Source organism: Mucilaginibacter sp. L196 (genome assembly GCF_009765905.1).
In the GTDB taxonomy this organism is placed as follows: Bacteria; Bacteroidota; Bacteroidia; order Sphingobacteriales; family Sphingobacteriaceae; genus Mucilaginibacter.
The window spans coordinates 69,866-91,405 of record NZ_LMUO01000011.1 but is presented as its reverse complement, the minus strand read 5'-3'; the positions used below and the strand labels follow the sequence as shown (position 1 = coordinate 91,405).

The 21,540-nt window shown below is 39.2% G+C and carries 16 protein-coding genes; 6 read left to right on the top strand and 10 right to left on the bottom strand.

From position 1 onward, the window contains the following. Position 1: 1 nt before the first annotated feature. Together GSQ74_RS07825 and GSQ74_RS07820 are read left to right on the top strand one after the other, a co-directional pair. Entirely contained in the window at positions 2–1,150 is a 1,149-nt protein-coding gene (locus GSQ74_RS07825) for a glycoside hydrolase family 18 protein (protein WP_158991925.1), read from the top strand. Between the two features lie 180 nt (positions 1,151–1,330). Further along, positions 1,331–2,062 (top strand): DUF4397 domain-containing protein, encoded by a 732-nt coding sequence (locus GSQ74_RS07820; RefSeq protein WP_158991923.1) that lies wholly within the window; start codon positions 1,331–1,333, stop codon positions 2,060–2,062. A gap of 59 nt (positions 2,063–2,121) precedes the next feature. On the opposite strand, the gene GSQ74_RS07815 is transcribed toward GSQ74_RS07820, so the two are convergent. The 6 genes from GSQ74_RS07815 to GSQ74_RS07790 all read right to left on the bottom strand — a co-directional run bounded on the left by GSQ74_RS07815 (position 2,122) and on the right by GSQ74_RS07790 (position 11,441). Next, positions 2,122–4,497: a hypothetical protein gene (locus tag GSQ74_RS07815; RefSeq protein ID WP_158991921.1), complete on the bottom strand. Its 2,376-nt coding sequence runs from the start codon at positions 4,495–4,497 to the stop codon at positions 2,122–2,124. A gap of 43 nt (positions 4,498–4,540) precedes the next feature. Beyond that, a complete protein-coding gene (locus tag GSQ74_RS07810) occupies positions 4,541–5,677 on the bottom strand; it encodes a DUF4249 domain-containing protein (RefSeq protein ID WP_216846702.1) in 1,137 nt (378 codons plus the stop codon). 57 nt (positions 5,678–5,734) lie between these two features. Further along, positions 5,735–8,503, bottom strand: a complete 2,769-nt coding sequence (locus tag GSQ74_RS07805; RefSeq protein ID WP_158991917.1) for a TonB-dependent receptor — start codon at positions 8,501–8,503, stop codon at positions 5,735–5,737. Position 8,504: 1 nt separating this feature from the next. Then, on the bottom strand, positions 8,505–9,257 hold the full coding sequence (locus tag GSQ74_RS07800; RefSeq protein WP_158991915.1) for a hypothetical protein: 753 nt from the start codon (positions 9,255–9,257) through the stop codon (positions 8,505–8,507). A 183-nt stretch (positions 9,258–9,440) separates the two neighbouring features. Then, the gene (locus tag GSQ74_RS07795) at positions 9,441–10,553 is read right to left on the bottom strand and encodes an acyltransferase (RefSeq protein WP_158991913.1); all 1,113 of its coding nucleotides are present in this window, start codon (positions 10,551–10,553) and stop codon (positions 9,441–9,443) included. Positions 10,554–10,715: 162 nt separating this feature from the next. Next, positions 10,716–11,441 carry a LytTR family DNA-binding domain-containing protein gene (locus tag GSQ74_RS07790; protein WP_158992729.1) on the bottom strand — a complete coding sequence of 242 codons (726 nt, stop codon included), beginning with the start codon at positions 11,439–11,441 and terminating at the stop codon, positions 10,716–10,718. A 438-nt stretch (positions 11,442–11,879) separates the two neighbouring features. Between GSQ74_RS07790 and GSQ74_RS07785 the strand changes: the two genes are divergently transcribed. Both GSQ74_RS07785 and GSQ74_RS07780 read left to right on the top strand, forming a co-directional pair. Continuing rightward, a complete protein-coding gene (locus tag GSQ74_RS07785; protein WP_158991911.1) occupies positions 11,880–13,598 on the top strand; it encodes an ATP-binding protein in 1,719 nt (572 codons plus the stop codon). A gap of 22 nt (positions 13,599–13,620) precedes the next feature. Beyond that, complete coding sequence (locus tag GSQ74_RS07780) at positions 13,621–15,612, top strand: KUP/HAK/KT family potassium transporter (protein ID WP_158991909.1); 1,992 nt, start codon at positions 13,621–13,623, stop codon at positions 15,610–15,612. An 80-nt stretch (positions 15,613–15,692) separates the two neighbouring features. Here the strand turns inward: GSQ74_RS07780 and GSQ74_RS07775 are convergent, their stop codons facing one another. The 4 genes from GSQ74_RS07775 to GSQ74_RS07760 all read right to left on the bottom strand — a co-directional run bounded on the left by GSQ74_RS07775 (position 15,693) and on the right by GSQ74_RS07760 (position 19,182). Further along, a complete protein-coding gene (locus GSQ74_RS07775) occupies positions 15,693–16,439 on the bottom strand; it encodes a YdcF family protein (protein ID WP_158991907.1) in 747 nt (248 codons plus the stop codon). A gap of 6 nt (positions 16,440–16,445) precedes the next feature. Next, positions 16,446–17,432: a glycoside hydrolase family 43 protein gene (locus GSQ74_RS07770; RefSeq protein WP_158991906.1), complete on the bottom strand. Its 987-nt coding sequence runs from the start codon at positions 17,430–17,432 to the stop codon at positions 16,446–16,448. 80 nt (positions 17,433–17,512) lie between these two features. Continuing rightward, the gene (locus GSQ74_RS07765) at positions 17,513–18,322 is read right to left on the bottom strand and encodes an SDR family oxidoreductase (protein WP_158991904.1); all 810 of its coding nucleotides are present in this window, start codon (positions 18,320–18,322) and stop codon (positions 17,513–17,515) included. 140 nt (positions 18,323–18,462) lie between these two features. Then, on the bottom strand, positions 18,463–19,182 hold the full coding sequence (locus tag GSQ74_RS07760) for a DUF4397 domain-containing protein (protein WP_158991902.1): 720 nt from the start codon (positions 19,180–19,182) through the stop codon (positions 18,463–18,465). A gap of 390 nt (positions 19,183–19,572) precedes the next feature. Here GSQ74_RS07760 and GSQ74_RS07755 point away from each other — a divergent pair, with 390 nt between their 5' ends. Further along, positions 19,573–20,532, top strand: coding sequence for an AAA family ATPase (locus GSQ74_RS07755; RefSeq protein ID WP_371724292.1), 960 nt, complete (start codon positions 19,573–19,575; stop codon positions 20,530–20,532). Positions 20,533–20,658: 126 nt separating this feature from the next. Further along, positions 20,659–21,540, top strand: coding sequence for a DUF58 domain-containing protein (locus tag GSQ74_RS07750; protein ID WP_158991898.1), 882 nt, complete (start codon positions 20,659–20,661; stop codon positions 21,538–21,540).

Sequence of the window (21,540 nt, the reverse complement as noted above, 5' to 3'; positions counted from 1 at the left end):
CATGCCGAAACTTAAATGCCTTAACAAACTGCTAACGGTAGGTTTAACAACAGTTATAACTATTGTTTTTAGCCCGACAGTAAATGCACAATCAGCAAAACAGCACAAGTATGTTGTTATAGGCTACGTGGGTGGTTATCATGGCTTGGTGGACACCACTATGGTGCATGCCTCAAAGCTTAATGTAATTAACTATGCCTTTGTTAACGTTAAAAACAACCGCGCCTTTTTAACCAATTTAAAAACCGATACTATAAATTTCAGGTATCTGCTCGGTCTAAAAAAAGCAAATCCCGATTTAAAGGTTGTGATCTCTATTGGTGGCTGGCTATGGAGCAGGAATTTTTCTGATGCTGTACTTTCTGATACTTCACGGCAGGCTTTCGTAGCAAGCGCTATTGTATTAGTACGCAAGTTCCACTTGGATGGTATAGACATCGACTGGGAATACCCGGGCATGGCAGGTGCCGGAAATATCTATCGCGATGCTGATAAACAAAATTACACCCTAATGTTCCGCGATCTTCGCCATGGATTAGATAGCGTAGAACATGAAACAGGTAAAAAAATGCTTTTATCAGCAGCAGTAGGTGGTTTTAAAACATTTTTGCTGCATACCGAGATGGATAAAGTTGCCCAATACCTCAACTACATTAACCTCATGACCTACGATTATTCGCACGGAGACAGCGTTGCTATACACCACACTAATCTGTTCGCCTCAAAACAGTATTCTTCAGATGAATATGCAGCCAGCGCGGTAACCGATTTTGAAGCAGCGGGTGTGCCGGCAAACAAACTGGTAATGGGCGTTGCGTTTTATGGCCATTCATTTAAAGTTATTGATAATGATCAGCACGGCTTAGGCGTAAAAGTTGTTGGGGGTCGTATTCAACTTGGTGGTGGCTACACCTACATAAAAGATAGTTTGATAAACAAAAAAGGCTTTAAATATTATAAAGACAAAACCGCCAAGGCTCCTTATTTATATAATGCCGATACCAAACAATTTGTCTCCTTTGATGATGAGTGGTCGGTAAAAAACAAATGTGAATATGTTCGTAAAAACGATATGGCCGGTGTTATGTTCTGGGAATATGCGAACGATAAAAAAGAGTATTTATTGGATGAGCTAGATAGCGATCTATAGCCAATAATTAAACTAGGCTACAAAACAATAAAACCCGTAATTTGCAACACTTTAAGCCCTTAAGGCTACAATTATTACATTAATAAATACCATTAATACTTTTTTTACGTTAAACAAAAATCCAGAGTGTTTTTCTATATAAAAAAACGCCCCAAACTCAACTCCAATTATAATATTATTATGAATTTAAACTTTACCAAAATTAAGGGAGTTCACCAACTCGGAACAGTCCCTTTGTTAACCGGAATAGCTTGCTTGCTGGCAGTGTCAATATCGTCTTGTACAAAATCAGACAACTCCTCTAACACGAATGTGCCTTACGGTGTATTATCAGTGGTTGCGGCTTCGCCGGATGCACCGGCAGCAGATTTTTATATCAATAGCAGCATAGTTAATGGCGCAGCATTAACATACGGCAATTATATCCCTTATTTTAAATCGACAACTGGCGTAACTAAGGCCGGTTTTTTTGATACAGGCAGTTTAACTACTATAGCTATTGATACAATTAACATCAAAGTTAATCAGGTATACACCCTTTTCTTTGCCAATCTAGTTGCCAAGCACGATTTTTTATTAACTACAGACACCCTTGTTGCCCCTGCAAACGGTAACGCTTCTATTCGATTGGCTAATATGAGCCCCAATGCGCCAAATGTTGACCTGGTAATAGGTGGGAAAGTAATAGTTTCAAATAAATCGTATAAACAAGTGTCTTCTTTTATAACAATACCAGTTTCGGGGAATGACACTTTAAAAATAGTGCAAACAGGCACAAGTAATTTATTAGGGGTTGTTAATGCAGTAACTGTACAATCTGAGGGGGTATATACCATTTGGCTTTATGGTTTTGCCAATGGCACAAACGGGCAGGGCCTTAACGCCAACCTAATGCAAAATGCGTTGTTTTAATTAATACGTTTATAACTAAAAGAAAAGGCTGTCACTAATAGTGGCAGCCTTTTCTTTTATCATTTTGTTACGTCGAAGGTGAAATACTGACTTCCTGCTTCTCCATCAACGGTCAGGCCTTGTATAACGCCAATATATTTCCCGGTTTCATCTGAGGTATAAAAACTCAGCCCGCCGTTTCCATTTTTATTGGTAATTACATTTGGAGCCCAGTATAAAACATTTCTAAAGTCGGGTATTCTGCTGGCCAGAGCCGCCTCCGTATCGTATTCAGGCGAGTAAAATTCGCGTTGCATTTCCAGGCCTTCATAATCCATTATCACAGCATGTGGGTCAATTTCATTACCTCCCATATCACCTTTATAAGTACTGAAACTAAATATCCCGGCCTCGTATGACGGCCCTAACAGATACACAAACGGCACATCCTCTAACTTTTTAAGTTTTAACGGATCTGCTGCAAATACTTTATCTATATTAAAAAATGGCACGCCGTCAATCAATACCATTGGGTCGCCATCGTTCAGATACTGATTGTTATTCAACACCTTTATATGAAACTGATTATGCGTGTGAGTTATATTTACCTCGCTTACATATTCGCGCATTACCTCCTCAACTGTTAAAAAGCGGGTATAATTATCCAGTAGATAGGTTTTAAACGGAGTACCATAAAAAGCACTACTATCTATGTTCGGATCATAAAACTGTCTTAGTTTTTCTCCATTATATATATTCTGAACCTGCATACCCAAATTATCATCCTCAATTGTTGACTGCATGGCAGGAGTTAGACTAAACTCAGGAAGCTTAATTTTAGAATATTGATCTGAAAACGGATTCATCACATCAATACGAACTGATGTATCACGTAGCGTATTGGTTTGTATAACAATTTCACCCGGCCCATAAAAATCCTTCATGTTAAATATCAGGTTACCTGTAGTATCACTTTGTGCCGCGTATAATTGCACTCTTTTGCCCGGTATACCCAAATACGCGATCATATTGTTTTGGGGTGTATTAGTTATGGTATTGGTAATTTTAGCATTTACAATTGGCCCATTGTATTCTGGTAAAAACTTAAACTCAGGCTTTTTATTTTGTAAAACATCAGCCCATGCAAACCGGCTCCAGCCTTGCGTAAGCATCAAATTGTCAAGCGCTTCATTGGCGGCGGCATCTGTGTTTTTAAAGTAGTAATCAGGCGACTCAATATTCCCTTTCAAATCAGAACTTAGCCACAAATAGTTTTGTATATCCTGCTGACTAGCATGTTGCAATGAATCAAGCCTGTAAACGGAAAGCGACATGTCTGCCGTAACAGCATTACTACTATTTTTTGTATTTATGCTGACTTTTACCTTTCTACGGGTAGCATATTGCTGAGCATCGGTACCGGCAACTATAAATAACTGATTAACCGGGCGTTTAAAATACAACCTTTCACACACCGGCTGGCGCTGGCTGTTAAAAATAGTTATATGCGATATACCATCTCCTAACTTGCTTTTATCAATAGCAAAAACAGCCTTGCCGCTACTAACAACCGCGGTTTCAACATCTTTTATAACGCCCCTTGTGTGAGCGAACAAGAAAATATTACCATCAGGCATATTGGTATTCACAGTTACCTGCAACTGGTTACTACCGCCATCTTTTACATTTAACGTATAACCATTATCGCTAATATTAGGTAGGTCTTCAATTAAAGTTTTATCATTCAATTTTACAACAGCTTTGTAGCTGTTATGATTATCAGGGGTAAAATAGAAATGTCCCATCCCGAATTTGTACGGCTCAAACTTTGCAACAGTATCATTATTTTTATCAATAATTACGCCTCTAAAATTCACCCCTTTACCATATTCATCAGTAGCTTTAAAACCAACTGTGCTTGGTACACCATTCACCAGGTTCCCTCCTTCAGGAAAAAACTGGATATCATAACTCGAAGCAATCTGTTTTGATGCCGCGGCCGGAGACTTTAAAGGATTGATGATAGTTAGCTTTTTATAAAAATAAAAATCAGAACTAAAGTTTTTCATCCAACTGGTATAGGCCCGCAGTACAAAATTGCCCGTTGTTAATGATATAGGCAAAAACAACGATCCGCTGCCTTCACCGTCTTTCATAGCTACCTTAGCCTGCAAAACAGGGTTTTGGTTTTTGTCCAGAACTTCGATATATACAACCTTGCTTAAATCAATTGGTTTATGATTAGCCCCATCAACATTATAAACTTTAAACCACATTAACTCGCCGGCGGTATAAACGCTTTTATCAGTATGTACAAAAAGTTTCTCCTGTACCGTATTCGCATTGTATTGATTAAAACCGGTTTGTACATCAGGTAATACCTGTGCTTGCAATGTATTAACAGTTATCGCTGTTAATACAAATAAGCAAAAGATGTTTTTTTTATAGGTATTCATTTTATGTTTTAAATCAATGTATAAAATCATTTCGAACGCTATTTTAATTTTGCCAAAAACCTGGCTTTGTTACAGTACCGCGTATAGTACAATCAACGCAATCCACATCTGAATATAAGTAGCCAGCAGGAGCTGGCCCTCCCTTAAAGAATTGCACTGCAGGAATGCTACTATTAGGTAATGGTATTAAATATATTTGTACTTCGTTTACGCCTGATTTCGGGGCCGAAAAATAAGCCGAATCAAGTTCACAATCGTAAGGATACGTTGGTGTCCAGGCAACCGGGAGCTGCGTTTCATTTATATAGATACGTTTTTGTTGTACCGCCCCTGCTGATATATAGCCAATAACCGGCAATGTTGCATCCGTAGTACAATGAATATTACCGGTAAGCTGTGCAGGTTGCGCATCAAAAATACTCCCCAGATCTTCGGTATTTTGCTTTAATAGCGCAAAATAATTATAAGCATCCGCGCTCAGCGCGTATTGTTTAATGTTGATGCTATACCGTTGTTCAATTTTTTCTGATGTTGACGGGATAAAGGTTATAGGAGCCTGCGAAATAACATCCTGTGATAGTTTGGCTGATGAGCCCAGTAAAATATTGTTTGAAATACTATTCCCATAGCACGAGTATATATTTTGAGCCGGGGTACGAGCAATAATTTGAGTACCATCTGATATATATTGCGATTCATATTTGGCATTAAACTGCCAGGTTTCAACATAATCCCAACGGTAGTAATGGGTATTATTATTGGGGTCGTGCGTGTTAAGATAAATTTGCACACCTGCTCCTTGTTGTTTATTACTTCCTGCATTAAATCCTATGCTGTCAATAGGCGGGCTTGCTATCGGTGTAACATAATCCGACAGGTAAATTTTCCCATCGCTGGTAGTGACACTAAGCCTGTATTTGCGTGTGTTAACAAGATTAAGAATTGGGTTTGTATAATAACCATTATTAAGGCTTTGTAAGCTGTACGACACGTTCTGATCATCCTGTATAGCAACTGTAGCATCCGTTACAGGATTAGTTGTAGTAGCTGCATTCAAATTAACCGTACGGCTTAATTTAATTATGGTTGAGTCACCGCCCGTATTTATCGTTCCTTCAACAACCAAATAGTTATTTGCACTGGCAATAACTTTGGGGTTATAGGGCTTTGTACAGCTCATTATAAAAAAGGCTGCCAAAGTATATAATATCGTATATCCTCTATTTGTCATCATCCTCTAGAAGCGAATATTATAGTTAATAAAAGGTATCGGCTTAGCAAATATCGATAGCTGGTAACCATTTATAGCACCGCCCTGTTCGGTAAAGTAAGTAGAATATGCATTTGCCCTTCCGGTTAAATTATAAACCCCTATCGACCATGAATTATGTGTAAGTTGATGTACTTTATGGTTACCCTCAATATTTATTGAAAAGTCGGTTCGGAAATAATCCGGTATCCGGTATGCATTCCTGTCAGAATAATAAACACGATCCGATCCGTCATAATTATATTTAGCCACTGGCAATGTTATAGGGCGCCCGGTACTGTAAACAACATTTAGTGATATGCTGTACCGGTGAGTAAAACGATAATTCCCTGTAAAATTAAAATCATTAGGTTTATCATAGTTTGCAGGGTAATAATTGCCATTATTTATTAGTTCACCAGCATTTGGATCATCCTGCTTCAAGAAAGTACGAGAGTAAGTATAGCTTACCCAGCCGTTTAATTTACCTTCTGTTTTTTTCAATAACATTTCAACCCCATAAGCCTTGCCATTGGTATTAATCACATCTTGTTCAATATGGTCATTCAATAGTAGCGTAGCCCCATCCCTGTAATCAAGATAATCCCAGATACGCTTATAATACACCTCCACCGACATTTCTATCGTATTTGACTGTGCATTTTTATATATTCCTAATGATACCTGATCGCCAGACTGTGGTTTAATATTAGGGTCGCTTAACTTATATATATCCGTAGGAGATATAGCCGTTGTATTTGATAACAAATGGATATATTGGGTAAGTGTATTATAACTAGCCTTAAGCGATGTATTATCATTTAAATTATATCTGGCAGATGCTCTTATCTCCGGCTTAGTATAGGTTTTTATTATCTTGTTTTTACCGTAAGTAACACTATCAATTACGTTACCGCTTGTTTTTGGCAAATTAGGTGCATAATAATCAACTGTTTGCGCTCCCAGATCATTATAAATAGAATACCTTATACCCAAATCGACGGTAAAATCGGGAGTTATATCATATTTATCACCCAGGTATAAAGCGCTCTCAAGCGCCTGCTCTGCAGGAACAACATCAGGCAATATCAGCGATTGATTGTTATAAGGCTCAAAATTCCCTGGATTCAGTTTATAATAAATAGAGCTTAACCCAAAATCTAAGGTGTTTTTTTGATTTAGATAATATGTAAAATCAGCTTTAAAATTAGACTGATTGATATTATAGTTAAGGTTATACCCATTTACCGGGTTTTCATCACTCGAAACGGAGTACTGGTAACGGTCATATCCAACCAAAAAAACACTAAACAGCTTATTATTAAAATTATGCTTCCACTTTATGTTCGCGTTTTTATTGCCGTATTTATAGGTAGTATCGCTGTTAAGTTTAAACCCATCATGGCTTATATAACCGGTTAAATAGATATTATTCTTATCATCAATCTGGTGACTTATCCCCAGGTTAATATCGTAGAAATTGGCTTCGCTGTTTTTATATTCCTGCGGCAAGGCGCTAAGCAACCAATCCGAGTATGAAGTACGCGCACCTAATATAAACGATGTTTTATTTTCGATAATAGGCCCCTCAATATTTATACGGCTGGTAAGCAAGCCAATACCTGCCGAACCTGTAAATTTCTTTTTATTTCCTTCACGATCTGTTACTTCAAGCACCGATGCTAAACGGCCTCCGTACTTTTCAGGGATACTGCTCTTGTATAGTTCAACATCCTTCACCATGTCGGGGTCAAATGCCGAAAAGAATCCAAAAAAGTGCGAAGGATTATATATTGTGGCATCGTTAAGCAATATTAGGTTTTGATCTGCCGCGCCACCTCGAACATTAAATCCAGTTGTTGATTCACCAACCGACTGTACACCCGGTAAAGTTAAAACAGCTCTTAAAATATCAGCCTCGCCAAATATGGCGGGTATTTGTTTAATGCTTTTTATATCCAGGTGGTTAACCCCCATTTCGTTACTACGCACATTGGCAACTTTATCCGCAGAAATTTTAACCTCTTTTAAGGAGTATACCTGTTCCTGCATCTCAATATTCAATTTGCCATCACTATATAAAACCAACTGCCTGCGTGTATCCCTCATGCCAATGCCGTGTATAACTAGCGTTTGCCTTCCTTTTGGCAGGGTAATGGTAAAATAACCATATTGATCTGATACCACCCCTGTTTTTGCATCAGTTGTAAAAACGCTCGCTCCTACAATGGCCTCTCCTGATTTAGCATCCCTAACGTAACCGGATATTATAGCCCTCCCCGGTTCAATATTATTGGTTTTGATACCTATCGAATACAACTTATTTTCTGTAGTAGCTTCCGTTGCAGGAGTTTCTTTATCCATGCTAAAATCGGCCTGCGGCACAGCCTGACTAATAATATTGGTTTTTGAACTATTAAAATACCCTGCGGCTAATTGTGTGCGTATTACTTTGCCTTTAGTTAAAAAAACCTCCATGCTTGATGGTACAATGGCATAATGATAGGCTGTATTATTAAAAGCCATATTCAGCACATTCTCGAATAAAGCATCGCTTATTTGCAGGGTTACTTTCAGGCTGTCAAATTGTGCATGGTCATAGTAAAAATGGTATCCGGTTTGTGCTTCCAAATCCTTTACTACAGCATCAATACCGGCCTGGTTATAATTTACGCTAACTGTTTTGCCTGTGGAATTTTGTGCCAGCAATAGCTTTGTAATAAATAGAAAAATAATGGTGAAGTATATTCTCTTCATATTAATCAGTTAAATGGTCGTAATAAGCTGCTATTGCGGTCATGGCTTGTTCAGGTGCTTTCTTAAATTTGATATTGTTAGTTCTGATAAATTGCTTGATTTCTTTTTTATGATCGCTCAAAGCATCTAAAAAAGCACCCTGGCCATTTACTGTATAATATTTGCCGTTTTTAAATAGATAGTAATCTTTTGTCGGCGAAAAGTATGGTATTATATCCCCTGTATAATCCGTGGAGTTTTGGATGCTTTTTGTTTTTTTCAACAAAACCTGAATTTTGCCACCATACAGTTCATTGTAAAACCCGGTTTTTAATGAACTGCTGTTAGCAGGGTCATTTTTAAGATAAATAAAGTGCTGATGGAGTAAATCAAAATCTCTTACCTTTTCACTAATAAGGCTTATCCGCATAAAGTTGTTATAAATCAAAATAACTACTTCATCCTTATATATATCGTACATCATATCTACATTGGTGTACAAATACCCATCATAAAACACCGATCCCTTATTCCAGCTGTCTACATCGTCATAATAAGCGTTGCCTTTCATATGCGGATTGTAAAGATCATACTCCATGCCATTATATAACCTTGATTGCGGGCCCATCTTTTTATAAAAATCGCGCTCAACATTGGCATACACAGTTGTTTGCTTAGCGCTCAAACTATCGGCAACAGTTTGCGCCAGGGCAACGTTTTTTATACAGCAGGCAATCAGAAAAAGCAATAAGTATTTAGGTAATCTTTTTAACATTTAGGTAATGCTTTAAAATGTAAATAAGCGATTAATAATTCAATAGATACAAGTTTAATTACAATAAAACTACCGGGGAGAATATAAAGATATAATAAAAAACAATCGGCAATATTTAAAATATCGATTTAATAATATTTAGTATCAATCTTGTTACTTAAAGCAATGCCATTTTAACGCCAATTACCATAACCACCATCCGCTATTTCCCTTGGGGGAGGGTTTTAAGCTAAACCGCATTTCTATATGCTTATACGTCCAGGCCGATACCATGTATATAATCAGGTAATTAACAATAAACAAATACCAGTACGCCGATGGGGGTAGCTTTAATAGCCTGATAAAAAACACGTTAAACAAACTGAGCAAAAGCGTATGTATCATGTAGATAGAATACGAATACTTGCCCATATTGTGTAACAGCTCTGATTTATTAAGCATTGCCGACACCCATCCTTTTTCAAAAGCGAAAACCAGGATAGTGATGAAAAAGAAAATATCAAAAATAAAATTGATGGGTTTTAACATCTCTCCAAAGCATATTAAAACCACTATAACAACCAAACAAACCGGTTCAAGTATATTAAAAGCAAGTGACTTAAACGTGGTGTATTTATCTTTAATAAATTTATACAAGTTAAAGCATAACACGCCTGTAAAAAAGCCCATTATCCCACGCAGAAAGCCGTAGTCAAAAGTATTATCAATATTAAAGCTATGTGTTAGTGCGGCCATTGCCAAAAATGCGCCAACAGCAATAATTAGGTAGATGTATGATTTAAACGCATGCAGTTTTTTTGTATTGATAACCGTTACCACTGCACCAAATACCAGGTAAGCAATCATCTCAGCACTTATTGACCAGCTGGCAATATTCCAGCTGACATCATGTATCCCTGGCATTTTTACCGAGTTGAGTAAGAACAGGTTGGCTAAAAAGCTACGCCAATTATCAATGCCATACCCTAATTCGTTAACATGCACATAACCCGAGGCATGGTGTTTTGCTAAGTTGATAGCTAAAAATAAAAGCAAAACAATAACATGTAATGGGTAAAGCCTAAAAAAGCGTTTTTTATAAAACTTGCCAAATGCCGGCCAGCTATCTATATTTTGGTACGTGTAGGCTATCACAAAGCCACTCAACACAAAAAAGAAATCAACAAACAGATAGGCGTTATAAAAAAAGCTATTATTGATGATTGGTGTGACAGAAAACGCCGTCATATGGAAAAAGATAACAAAGCTGGAAAATATTCCTCTGAAAATATCCAGCGTTTTGAATCTCTCTTTCATACAGTTATTTAAAAAATAATAAAACTATTGTCATTGCGAGGAACGAAGCAATCGCGAACTTTGCAAGACCGGTTTTCTACGTGCGATTGCTTCGTTCCTCGCAATGACATTTGTTTTTGGTGTTTATATGAAAAAAATACCCAATCTTTTTTAAACAGTTTCTTAGATATTCTTCCCGTCGATGATCTTAAAAAACTGGTCGCGGTAAGTATCGCCAACGGGTATTATTTTTTCACCTATCCAAATACGGCTGCGTTCAATGCTATCAATCTTGTTTAGCGATACGATATATGATTTATGCACCCGCACAAAATGCCGCTCAGGCAAAGCATCTTCCATCTTTTTCATATTCTGCAGCGTGATGATCCGCTCGCCCGAACTAAAAATAGAGATATAGTCCTTTAACCCTTCAATAAACAAAATATCGCGCAGATACACCTTTTGTATTTTATGCTCGCTCTTCACAAAAATAAAGTCGCTCAAAAAATCATTTTGTGGTGCCGATTCTATACTCGCGACAGGTTTGGCAGATGGCTGCAAAATCCCCTGCGCTTTTTGCACCGCTTTAAAAAAACGATCGAAAGCAATGGGTTTAAGCAGATAATCAACCACATCAAGCTCATAACCCTCTAACGCGTACTCTGGGTAAGCAGTGGTCAATATTACTTTGGCTTTGCCATTTGCTATCTTTAAAAATTGTATACCCGTAAGTTCAGGCATTTGCACATCCAGAAAAACCAGGTCGACATTGCCTTCCTGTACCAAAGTCAACGCCTCTATAGGATTGGTTGTAGCTTTAACCAATTCCAAAAAAGGCACCTTTGATATGTAATCCTCAACAATATGCAGGGCCAATGGCTCATCATCAACAACAAGGCATCTGATCATGGGCATAAAACTAAGTATTTTTTTGTTTGGTTAGATAAATTTGCTGGCGCTCCTTATTTTAAAACTTAACTTACCGCCTCAATTCTATGACAAACTACCTATCCCCCAATCCCCTCTTTGTCGCACAGCGAAAGAGAGGGTGGTCGAGCGAAGCAAGATCGGGTGAGTAACTACAACAGGCAGCCATCATACTGACAAAACAGTGTCAACACCTTTTCAAATCCTTATGCCGACATTTGGAAGCATCCCAATTAAACCAATAGTGTTATATATACACACCATTTTGATAATACCCTATCAAAATGATATGGTTTCGTATATAGTATGAGTTAACAAATACAAATAATTCATATATAAAAACCTGTATTTCAACAAAATAAAAATATTCCTGTTGCCTTGGCATTATAATTATTAATGGCTTATCAAGGTTTCGTTATCATGAACATAAAAAACAAACTTCGCGCAGGTATTGGCTTCATCTTTTTGATGGCGCTGATCAGCTCAGGAATGGCAGATTATTATTTAACCCGCCTTTCAAATGATTCGAAAGCTATATTAAAAGACAACTATCGTTCATTGGTGTATGTAAAGGCTATTGAGCAGGCGCTTGATTATCCTCAAACCGTAAACACAGCTACCAAATTACAAACCATAGAGGCCAACATAAGCAAAGAAGAACAAAACATAACCGAACCCGGCGAAGAGCAATTAGCCGATTCATTACGTTCAACTTTCGAAGGCTACAAACTTTCAGTAAATAACCCTCAGGCAACAATTCAGCTCAGCTCAAAAATTCGCGGCATACTTTACAATATTATGCAGCTTAACATGAATGCTATTGAGCATCGCAATACCAAAGCCACAACTACTGCCGATCGGGCAATAATTCTTGTATCGCTTGTTGGCACACTATGTTTCCTTATCGCTTTTAGCTTTATGGTAAATTTCCCCGGCTACATTGCTAACCCTGTAAAAGAATTAATATCGGGCATAAAAGAGGTTGCCAACAAAAACTATAATAAACGCCTTGTTTTCCCTGCAAAAGATGAGTTTGGCGATCTGGCGATAGCTTTTAACCAAATGGCCGGCAAGCTTAATGAGTATGAGAGCAGCAATATTGCCAGCATCATGTTCGAAAAAAGAAGGATCGAAACCATCATCAACTCCATGGGTGATGCCATTATTGGTATTGATGACAAACAGTTTATCATTTTCGCCAATAAAGTTGCATGCATGCTAATCGGCATTCCAGAGGATCGGTTAACAGGTCAATACGCCCCAAACATAGCTCTGGAAAATGACCTGTTACGCAACATGCTATTTGTTAATCAGCCTAAAATGAAGCTTTTTGCTGATAACCGCGATAGCTTTTTCACCAAAGATGTTTTAGAAGTAACTAATGACGACAAGGTAATAGGCAAGGTTTTCATCCTGAAAAACATCACCGATTTTCAGCAGCTTAATGATGACAAAACAGCGTTCATCGCAACCATATCGCACGAATTAAAAACACCGCTCGCATCTATCCGTATGAGCGTTAAATTACTGGAAGATGCGCGTGTAGGAGAAGTAAATAATGAGCAAAAACAACTCATCCAAAATATTGATGCCGATACCCACCGCCTGTTACAGATCACCGCTGAACTGCTTGACGCCGCGCAGGTAGAAACCGGCAAGATAAACCTGCACTTCGGCAGTACACACCCTAAAAACATCGTAGAATACGCGGTAAAAGCTATCCGCTCATTAGCCGAACAAAAACAGATCACCATCAATACAAATTGTGCCGATACCCTGCCAAACGTAATGGCCGATTTGGATAAAACAACATGGGTATTAATCAACCTGCTATCAAACGCCATTAAGTATAGCCCCGAAAAAGCTACTATTAATCTGGATGTGAAGAAAAAAAATCATTTCATAGAGTTTGCAGTGAAAGACCAGGGGCGCGGGATTGACGAAAAGTATCTCGCCCGCATTTTTGAACGCTATTTCCGTATCCCGGGTGCCGAAGCTGATAAAACCGGAACCGGTTTAGGCCTTGCAATAGCCAAAGACTTTATTGAAGCCCAGGGAGGCAACATAGGTGTTGAAAGTGAAGTTGGCGAAGGCAGCCGCTTCCATTTCAACCTTAACATTAACAACAATGCCCTATAATTTTTAAACAACATACAAACAAATGAATCCGCACTTAAGAAAACTTACCGCCGGTGGCATGCTGTTAGCGCTTGGCATCATCTTCGGCGATATTGGTACTTCACCGCTCTATGTGTTCCAAACCTTATTAACCGAAGGAGGAAAAGCAAACGAGTTGCTGGTATTAGGCTCAATCTCCTGTATATTCTGGACATTAACCCTGCAAACCACTTTTAAATATATCCTCATCACCCTACAGGCTGATAACAAGGGCGAAGGTGGTATATTCTCGCTATATGCTTTAGTTCGCCGTTACGGCAAATGGCTGGCTATTCCGGCTATTATAGGTGCAGGTACTTTATTGGCTGATGGTATCATAACCCCACCAATCTCGGTTACTTCAGCTATTGAGGGATTAAGCAATGTACCATCATTGGCAGCTTCATTTGTTCCGGGCAGTAAGCTTATTATTGGCATTGTTATCGGCATTATATTATTGCTGTTTTTCTTTCAGCAATTTGGCACCAAGGTGGTGGGCTCGGCATTTGGCCCGGTTATGTTAATGTGGTTTTTGATGATAGGTGTTTTAGGTACCCTTCAAATTTTGCATTCCCCATCTATATTTAAAGCATTAAGCCCTTACTATGGCGCAAAATTATTATTCAACCATCCCGGTGGCCTTGCTTTATTAGGCGCGGTATTTTTATGTACCACAGGTGCCGAAGCTTTGTATTCTGATCTTGGCCATTGCGGGCGCAAAAACATCCAGTACAGCTGGATATTTGTTAAAACCACATTGGTATTAAGCTATTTAGGCCAGGGTGCATGGGTATTAAGCCAGCCTGAAAATACTAATTTCGCCAATGTAAACCCATTTTACCAGATAGTGCCTAACCCGCATTTATTAATGATCCCCAGTGTTGCCTTGGCAACACTAGCTACTATTATTGCCAGCCAGGCACTGATAAGCGGGTCATTTACACTAATCAGCGAAGCCGTAAGTATGAACTTTTGGCCCCGCATTACCATTAAATACCCTTCAAACATTCGCGGGCAAATTTATATACCCAGCATTAACTGGTTATTGTGCTTTGGCTGTATAGCGGTAACATTATACTTCCAAACATCCGAGCATATGACGGCTGCCTATGGCTTTTCTATTACTATAGCCATGCTTATGACTACCGTATTGATGTACTACTTTATGCGCTATGTTAAACATTGGCCTATATGGTTGGTAACCATCATCCTTTGTGTATTCTTATGTGTAGAGTCGGCTTTCTTTGTGGAGAATGCTGCCAAACTACTAAAAAGGATCTTCTTCCTGGTGTTTGAGGTTGGATTGATATTCACCATGTATATATGGTTCAGGGCTCGTAAAATAAACAACCGCTTCCTGCATTTTATCGACCTGGAGGATCAGATCCCAATGTTAAATGCACTAAGCGCCGATACAACTATTCCAAAATATTCAAGCCAGCTGATCTACCTTACCAAGGCAAATAACAGCAGGCAAATAGAAGAGAAGGTCATCTACTCTATCATGAGCCGAAGCCCTAAGCGTGCTGACACTTATTGGTTTGTGCATATTGATACTACTGATGAGCCGTATACTATGGAATATAGTGTGGATCAGGTTGAGCAAGACAAGATCATCCGTGTTGATTTCCGGTTAGGATTCCGTATACAACCCCGTGTTAACGTATTGTTCCGCAAAGTGGTTGAAGATATGGTTGCCCGTAAAGAGCTTGACATCACCAGCAGTTACGAATCACTTAAAAAATTCAAAGTAGTATCTGATTTCCGCTTTGTGATATTGGAGAAATTCCTGTCATATAATAACCTGTTCAGCGTATCCGAATCATTTATCCTGAACAGTTACTTCAGCATCAAAAAGCTGGCACTATCCGAAGCCAAAGCTTTTGGTTTAGATACCAGTGAAACTTATGTTGAGAAAATTCCATTAGTGGTAAAACCGGTTAGCAACATCAACCTAAAAAGGATTGATCCGGTAACGATGGAACCCATTTTTTAATAATACCCCTGTCTAAATAAGCAGGTCAGGCCTGCAACCCCGATCCCTCTCTTTTTCAGAGAGGGATTTTTTATTTTAGATTATTTCCACTTGTCCACCACATAACCCACCAATTCCTTTAAATAAATATTCCACTCAGCCCAGGCCACACCATCAGGTATCAGGTCGCTAAATAAATCCATCCACTGGCCAACCGAGTAATCACACGGATAAGGTATTACCTGCAAACCTTCCTTTTTAAATATCATGAACGCCCGCCGCATATGAAAATCAGATGTTACCAATAAATATGGTGGCTTCAACCCTGATTTCTGTAAAATCTGTTTTGAAAAAATAGCATTTTCAATTGTATTTCTGGAGTTACTTTCAATCAATATGCTACTATCCGGCACTTTAAAGGTGAGCAATTGCGTTTTAGCCCAATTAGCTTCCTTGTATTCACCTGGCATCAAGCTTCCATTTCCTCCGGAAAGTAATAAGTTTTTAACCACACCTGTATTGAATAATCTAACAGCTTCTATAAACCTATCAGATGCACTATTAAAATATCCGTCCCCATTTTGATGAACCGATGTGTAGCCCCCTAAAATAATAGCGCAACTATAAACATTAGGCACTTTAGCTAAAGTAGGTTTAATACTCCAGGCACGGGCAAATAAATTTAAAAACAGAGGTGCTGAAAATATATACAGTAATGCTACTGCGGCAATTAACCAGCGTTGTTTGCGTTTACGATCTTTCACAAACAAAGCGATCACAAATACAATAAATACCCAAAAAGCAGGGTAAAGCAAAAACAACAATAGTTTAGATAGTGCAAAATACATAAGCAATTATTTTAAAGGCACCGCCGCTACGCCCTCGTTAGTAATAATCACAGGCTTTATCAACCCATCTTTATCAAAATACATATGGTCAATACAAGTAACGCGATGGTTACCATCCGTCTCTGTCAACGGCCTGCGGTGGTAAACAATATACCATTCATCCTTACCCGGTACCTGTATCACCGAATGGTGCCCTGCACCCGTAGCTATTTTAGGGTCCTGCTGCAAAACAACACCAATCCGTTTAAACGGGCCTGTCGGTGCATCGCCAATAGCATAAGCTACACGATAATCCGGTCCGGTCCAGCCCCCTTCAGACCACATTAAGTAATATTTTCCTTTCCGGGTAAACATTACCGATCCTTCCACATAATGTTCAGGGGTGATGGATTTAAACGTAGTGCCATCAGCAAAGGGAATAAAACCGGTAAAATCCTTATTCAGCTTCGCGATGTTGCAATGTTGCCAGCCACCATAAATAATATAATACTGGCCGTCATGATCTTTAAAAATAAACTGATCAATAGGCTGCGCGCCATTATGGATCTGCCCGATAAGCGGCTTACCTAAATAATCCTTAAACGAGCCTGCCGGGCTATCCGAAACACCCACACCTATCCCGCCGATCTCTTTTTTATCATCGTGAATGTCATTCGCCCCAAAAAAGAAATAATATTTGCCACCCATTTCGGTAACGGCTGGTGCCCACATGGCCTTTTTGGCCCACTTTATGGCGGCGGTATCAATAATATCGGGGTGCTTTGTCCAATGCACCAAATCCTTCGACGACCATGCATCCATATGCACCTGCTGCTCATAAGGAGCAGAGTAGGTTGGGTATATCCAATACTGCCCCTCAAATATCTTAGCTTCCGGGTCGGCATTCCAACCGGGTATAACAGGGTTACCGGAGAATTCCTTTTTCTGCTGCGCGACGGCATTACTGCACAATCCAACAACAGCTATTGAAAATAATATCGTTCTAAATTTCATGGTAGATAATAAATAACAAAGGGACAGTAATCTTCAAAACTACTATCCCCTTTAAACATTTTCATTCCCCCTTCAGGGGGTTACTTAATCCCGTAATGGTCGTTCATTAATTTCACAAACAGGCCACCCGGCAAAGTTGCCTTCAATGTAGGTACAATAGTTTGGCCTAAAGCACCAACCAGATAACTATGTTTAGGGCTTTTCGTATCTACTATCTTAACAATTTTAGCGGCTAATTTTGCTGGATCAGCACCAATGCTTTCATCTTTTTCCATAGCGGCAACGGCAGCAGCATATTCTTTATTTAATTGTTCATTTTTCAACGGGAAAGGCACTTTTTCGCGGCTCGCGGTAAAGTCGGTTTTGAAATCGCCGGGGTTAACAACAACAACCTTAATGCCGGTATTTTGCAATTCCATACGCAAGCTTTCAGAGTAACCTTCAATAGCAAATTTCGACGCGCTGTATAAACCCTGGTAAGGCAATCCAAACAAACCTGCCAATGAACCTATATTAATAACCAATCCTTGTTTCTTTTCGATCATACCCGGCAGTATCGCGCTGCTTACACGTACTACGCCAAAAAAGTTAACCTCAAATTGTTTTTTAGCCACATCAACCGGCATAGCGTAAAGCGGACCAGTTATACCGTTGCCAGCATTGTTAACCAGCACATCAATTTTGCCTTCGGCTTTAATAATGGCATCAACAGCTGCTTTAACCGATGCGTCATCAGTAACATCCATTGATAGTGGTTTAAAAGCTACATCTTTAATTTTTTTCGCATCGCGGGAGGTTCCGTAAACTGTATGGCCCTGGGCCTGCAGCGCTTTTGCCGTAGCTAAACCTAAACCTGAAGAGGCTCCCGTAACAAGAATTACTTTTTTCATTTTAATATGGGTTGATAATTTTTAGTAAACATACTAATTTACGTTAAGAACCCGATTCCTTACTTATAAATTTCGATCCTAAAACAAAAGGCTGCCACTAATAGTGGCAGCCTTTTGTTTTAATTTAGTGTAAATATTAATTACAATGCAGCATTTCTCATGATGTTGGCCTGAAGAACATAACCGTTTATGCCACTGGCAAAACCGTTAAGCCAAATGGTATATACTGCCCCGGATTCTACAGTTAGCGCATTTACAACACCTAATAAATTACTTGTGCCTGTTTGCACTATTCTTAACGTGTCATTATCCACAACAGGTATTGCTACAAAAGAAGACACTTGCTTGTATGATGCATTTGAAACTATTACTTTTCCACCTATTACCAGATCGACATTTGGAGCATCCGGGCTCATATTAGCCAATCGAATAGAAGCTTTATTAGTTGGAGGGCTAACAATGGTATCCTTAACTAATACGAATTCGCGCTTAGCTACCAAATTGCATAAGAAAAGAGTGTATGTCTTACTAGCTGCGAGATTAATGGTATCAAGAGCTATAGCTGTAGTAGTACCTGTATCATCAAAGCCCACTTTACTTGTACCCGATACAGCACTAAAATAAGATATATAACTACCATATACTAATGGGGTACCATTAACAAGGCTGCCATTTATATAAAAATCTGCTGACGGTGCATCGGGTGCGGCTGCAACCACTGCTAACGTGGCCGATCCGGCAGTGCTTGAGCTTTTATTGCAAGACGATATTGATACTGCCAGCAAGCAAGCTATTCCGGTTGATAAAGCGACTGTTCCAAGTTGGCGAATCTCTTTAATTTTGGTAAAGTTTAATTTCATAATATTATAATTAGAGTTGATTTTGGGGTATTTTTTGTTTGACTAATACTTTAGATTTTTGTTTAACGTAAAAAAAACATTAACGGTACAATTAAGTATGATTGTAGCCTTATTATTACAAATCATATTTGAATTCCTACAATAATAACCCCAACTTGCCATACTGGAGGCTTAGATAAACCCATTATGCCCCGTTTTAACATTTTTTAACAAATTCTAACTACAATCTAATACTTAGAATTTGATTAAAGAAACAACTCTTTTTAACTTGCAAGCCTTAAAATACGAATGCTAATGGAAGAAATAAATAGTGGCACACAACCAGTTGTAACTGATACGGCTACCAGCAGTACCTCTTATGGAACCGATATACGCGCCCTGAACGAGATGATCCAAAAGGAAAGCGCGTTCATCGATCTGTTGAAAATTGAGATGGATAAAGTGATCGTTGGTCAGCGTTATATGGTAGAACGTTTATTGATCGGTTTATTGGCCGACGGACACATCCTGTTAGAAGGTGTTCCCGGATTGGCAAAAACCTTGGCTATCAATTCATTGTCAAAAGCTATTGAAGCTGATTTCAGCCGTATACAATTCACCCCTGATTTGTTACCTGCCGATTTACTCGGTACGATGATCTATAATCAAAAGAAAGAAGAATTCATTGTTCGTAAAGGGCCTTTGTTCTCTAACTTTATTTTGGCGGATGAGATTAACCGTGCACCTGCAAAAGTGCAAAGCGCGCTGTTGGAGGCCATGCAGGAACGCCAGGTTACTATCGGCGATAATACCTACCCGTTACCAAAGCCATTTTTAGTACTGGCAACCCAAAATCCTATTGAGCAGGAAGGTACTTACCCACTGCCCGAGGCGCAGGTTGACCGTTTTATGCTGAAGGTAGTTATTGGCTACCCAACCAAAGAGGATGAAATGAAGATTGTTCGTGCTAATATATCGGCACAAGGCTTCCCTAAGATCAACCCTATTGTAAAAACGGATGATATCATCAGCGCCCGCAAGGTGGTTCGCCAGGTTTACATGGATGAGAAAATTGAGCAATATATTATTGACATTGTTTTCGCTACCCGTTTCCCTGAGCAATACAAATTAGCGCAATACAAAAACCTCATCAGCTTTGGTGCATCGCCAAGGGCAAGTATCAATTTAGCGCTGGCTGCAAAAGCTTATGCGTTCATCAAACGCCGTGGTTATGTTATTCCTGAGGATGTTCGCGCTATCGCGCATGATGTATTAAGGCATCGTGTTGGCTTAACTTACGAGGCTGAGGCAGAAAACATTACTTCAGAGCAAATTATTACCGGTATTTTAAATGCTATTGAAGTACCTTAGAAACAAGCCCCACCCAAACCCTCCCCGGTAGGGAGGACTTAAAAAATTGATTAAGTGAAGATAATTAAAATAACAATCGTATCTAAGAAGTCTCCCCTACCGGGGGAGATTTAGAGGGGGCTGGTTATGGCAAGGGATACCAAGGATCTGCTAAAAAAGGTAAGGAAAATCGAAATAAAAACCCGGGGTTTAAGTAACCACTTATTCTCGGGCGAATATCATTCGGCTTTCAAGGGGCGGGGTATGGCCTTTAATGAGGTTCGTGAATACCAGCCGGGTGATGAAATACGCACTATCGACTGGAATGTTACCGCACGTTTTAACCACCCTTACGTAAAGGTTTTTGACGAAGAACGTGAACTTACCGTAATGATGCTGGTTGATGTGAGCGGATCAGGAAATTTCGGTACCGTTGTTCAACAAAAGCAGGATATTGCTACGGAGTTATGCGCGGTATTGGCTTTCTCGGCGATTCAGAATAATGATAAGGTAGGCGTGATATTTTTTAGTGATAAGATCGAGAAATTCATCCCGCCTAAAAAAGGCCGAAGTCATATTTTGATGATCATCCGCGAGCTGATAGATTTCACACCGGAAAGCAAAGGCACTGATGTTGCGGTTGCATTGCGCTATTTTACCGGCGCCATCAAAAAACGCAGTACAGCATTCCTCATCTCTGATTTTATGAGCGGCCCGTTTGATGATCAGATCAAGATCGCTAATAAAAAGCATGACATTATAGCGCTGCGATTGTACGACAAGCACGAAGAGGAATTCCCGGATCTGGGTTTAATTCCTGTTGTTGATGAAGAAACCGGCGACCTGCAATGGATAAATACCAGCAGCAGGGATGTGCGTACCGCTTATAAAAAGGCAGCTATTGAACGGAATGCCCGCTTAAAAGAAACCTTCGCCAAATCGGGTGTTGATTTTACCAGCATCGGCACCCATGAATCCTATGTTAAACCACTTATGACACTATTTAAAAAACGTGAGAGCAGGCGGTAA

Excerpts from the sequence above, each read along its gene's own strand:
- GSQ74_RS07825 (WP_158991925.1), top strand. The coding sequence starts at position 2 with ATGCCGAAACTTAAATGCCTTAACAAACTGCTAACGGTAGGTTTAACA.
- GSQ74_RS07820 (WP_158991923.1), top strand. The coding sequence starts at position 1,331 with ATGAATTTAAACTTTACCAAAATTAAGGGAGTTCACCAACTCGGAACA.
- GSQ74_RS07815 (WP_158991921.1), bottom strand. The coding sequence starts at position 4,497 with ATGAATACCTATAAAAAAAACATCTTTTGCTTATTTGTATTAACAGCG.
- GSQ74_RS07810 (WP_216846702.1), bottom strand. The coding sequence starts at position 5,677 with ATGAGCTGTACAAAGCCCTATAACCCCAAAGTTATTGCCAGTGCAAAT.
- GSQ74_RS07805 (WP_158991917.1), bottom strand. The coding sequence starts at position 8,503 with ATGAAGAGAATATACTTCACCATTATTTTTCTATTTATTACAAAGCTA.
- GSQ74_RS07800 (WP_158991915.1), bottom strand. The coding sequence starts at position 9,257 with ATGTTAAAAAGATTACCTAAATACTTATTGCTTTTTCTGATTGCCTGC.
- GSQ74_RS07795 (WP_158991913.1), bottom strand. The coding sequence starts at position 10,553 with ATGAAAGAGAGATTCAAAACGCTGGATATTTTCAGAGGAATATTTTCC.
- GSQ74_RS07790 (WP_158992729.1), bottom strand. The coding sequence starts at position 11,441 with ATGATCAGATGCCTTGTTGTTGATGATGAGCCATTGGCCCTGCATATT.
- GSQ74_RS07785 (WP_158991911.1), top strand. The coding sequence starts at position 11,880 with ATGAACATAAAAAACAAACTTCGCGCAGGTATTGGCTTCATCTTTTTG.
- GSQ74_RS07780 (WP_158991909.1), top strand. The coding sequence starts at position 13,621 with ATGAATCCGCACTTAAGAAAACTTACCGCCGGTGGCATGCTGTTAGCG.
- GSQ74_RS07775 (WP_158991907.1), bottom strand. The coding sequence starts at position 16,439 with ATGTATTTTGCACTATCTAAACTATTGTTGTTTTTGCTTTACCCTGCT.
- GSQ74_RS07770 (WP_158991906.1), bottom strand. The coding sequence starts at position 17,432 with ATGAAATTTAGAACGATATTATTTTCAATAGCTGTTGTTGGATTGTGC.
- GSQ74_RS07765 (WP_158991904.1), bottom strand. The coding sequence starts at position 18,322 with ATGAAAAAAGTAATTCTTGTTACGGGAGCCTCTTCAGGTTTAGGTTTA.
- GSQ74_RS07760 (WP_158991902.1), bottom strand. The coding sequence starts at position 19,182 with ATGAAATTAAACTTTACCAAAATTAAAGAGATTCGCCAACTTGGAACA.
- GSQ74_RS07750 (WP_158991898.1), top strand. The coding sequence starts at position 20,659 with ATGGCAAGGGATACCAAGGATCTGCTAAAAAAGGTAAGGAAAATCGAA.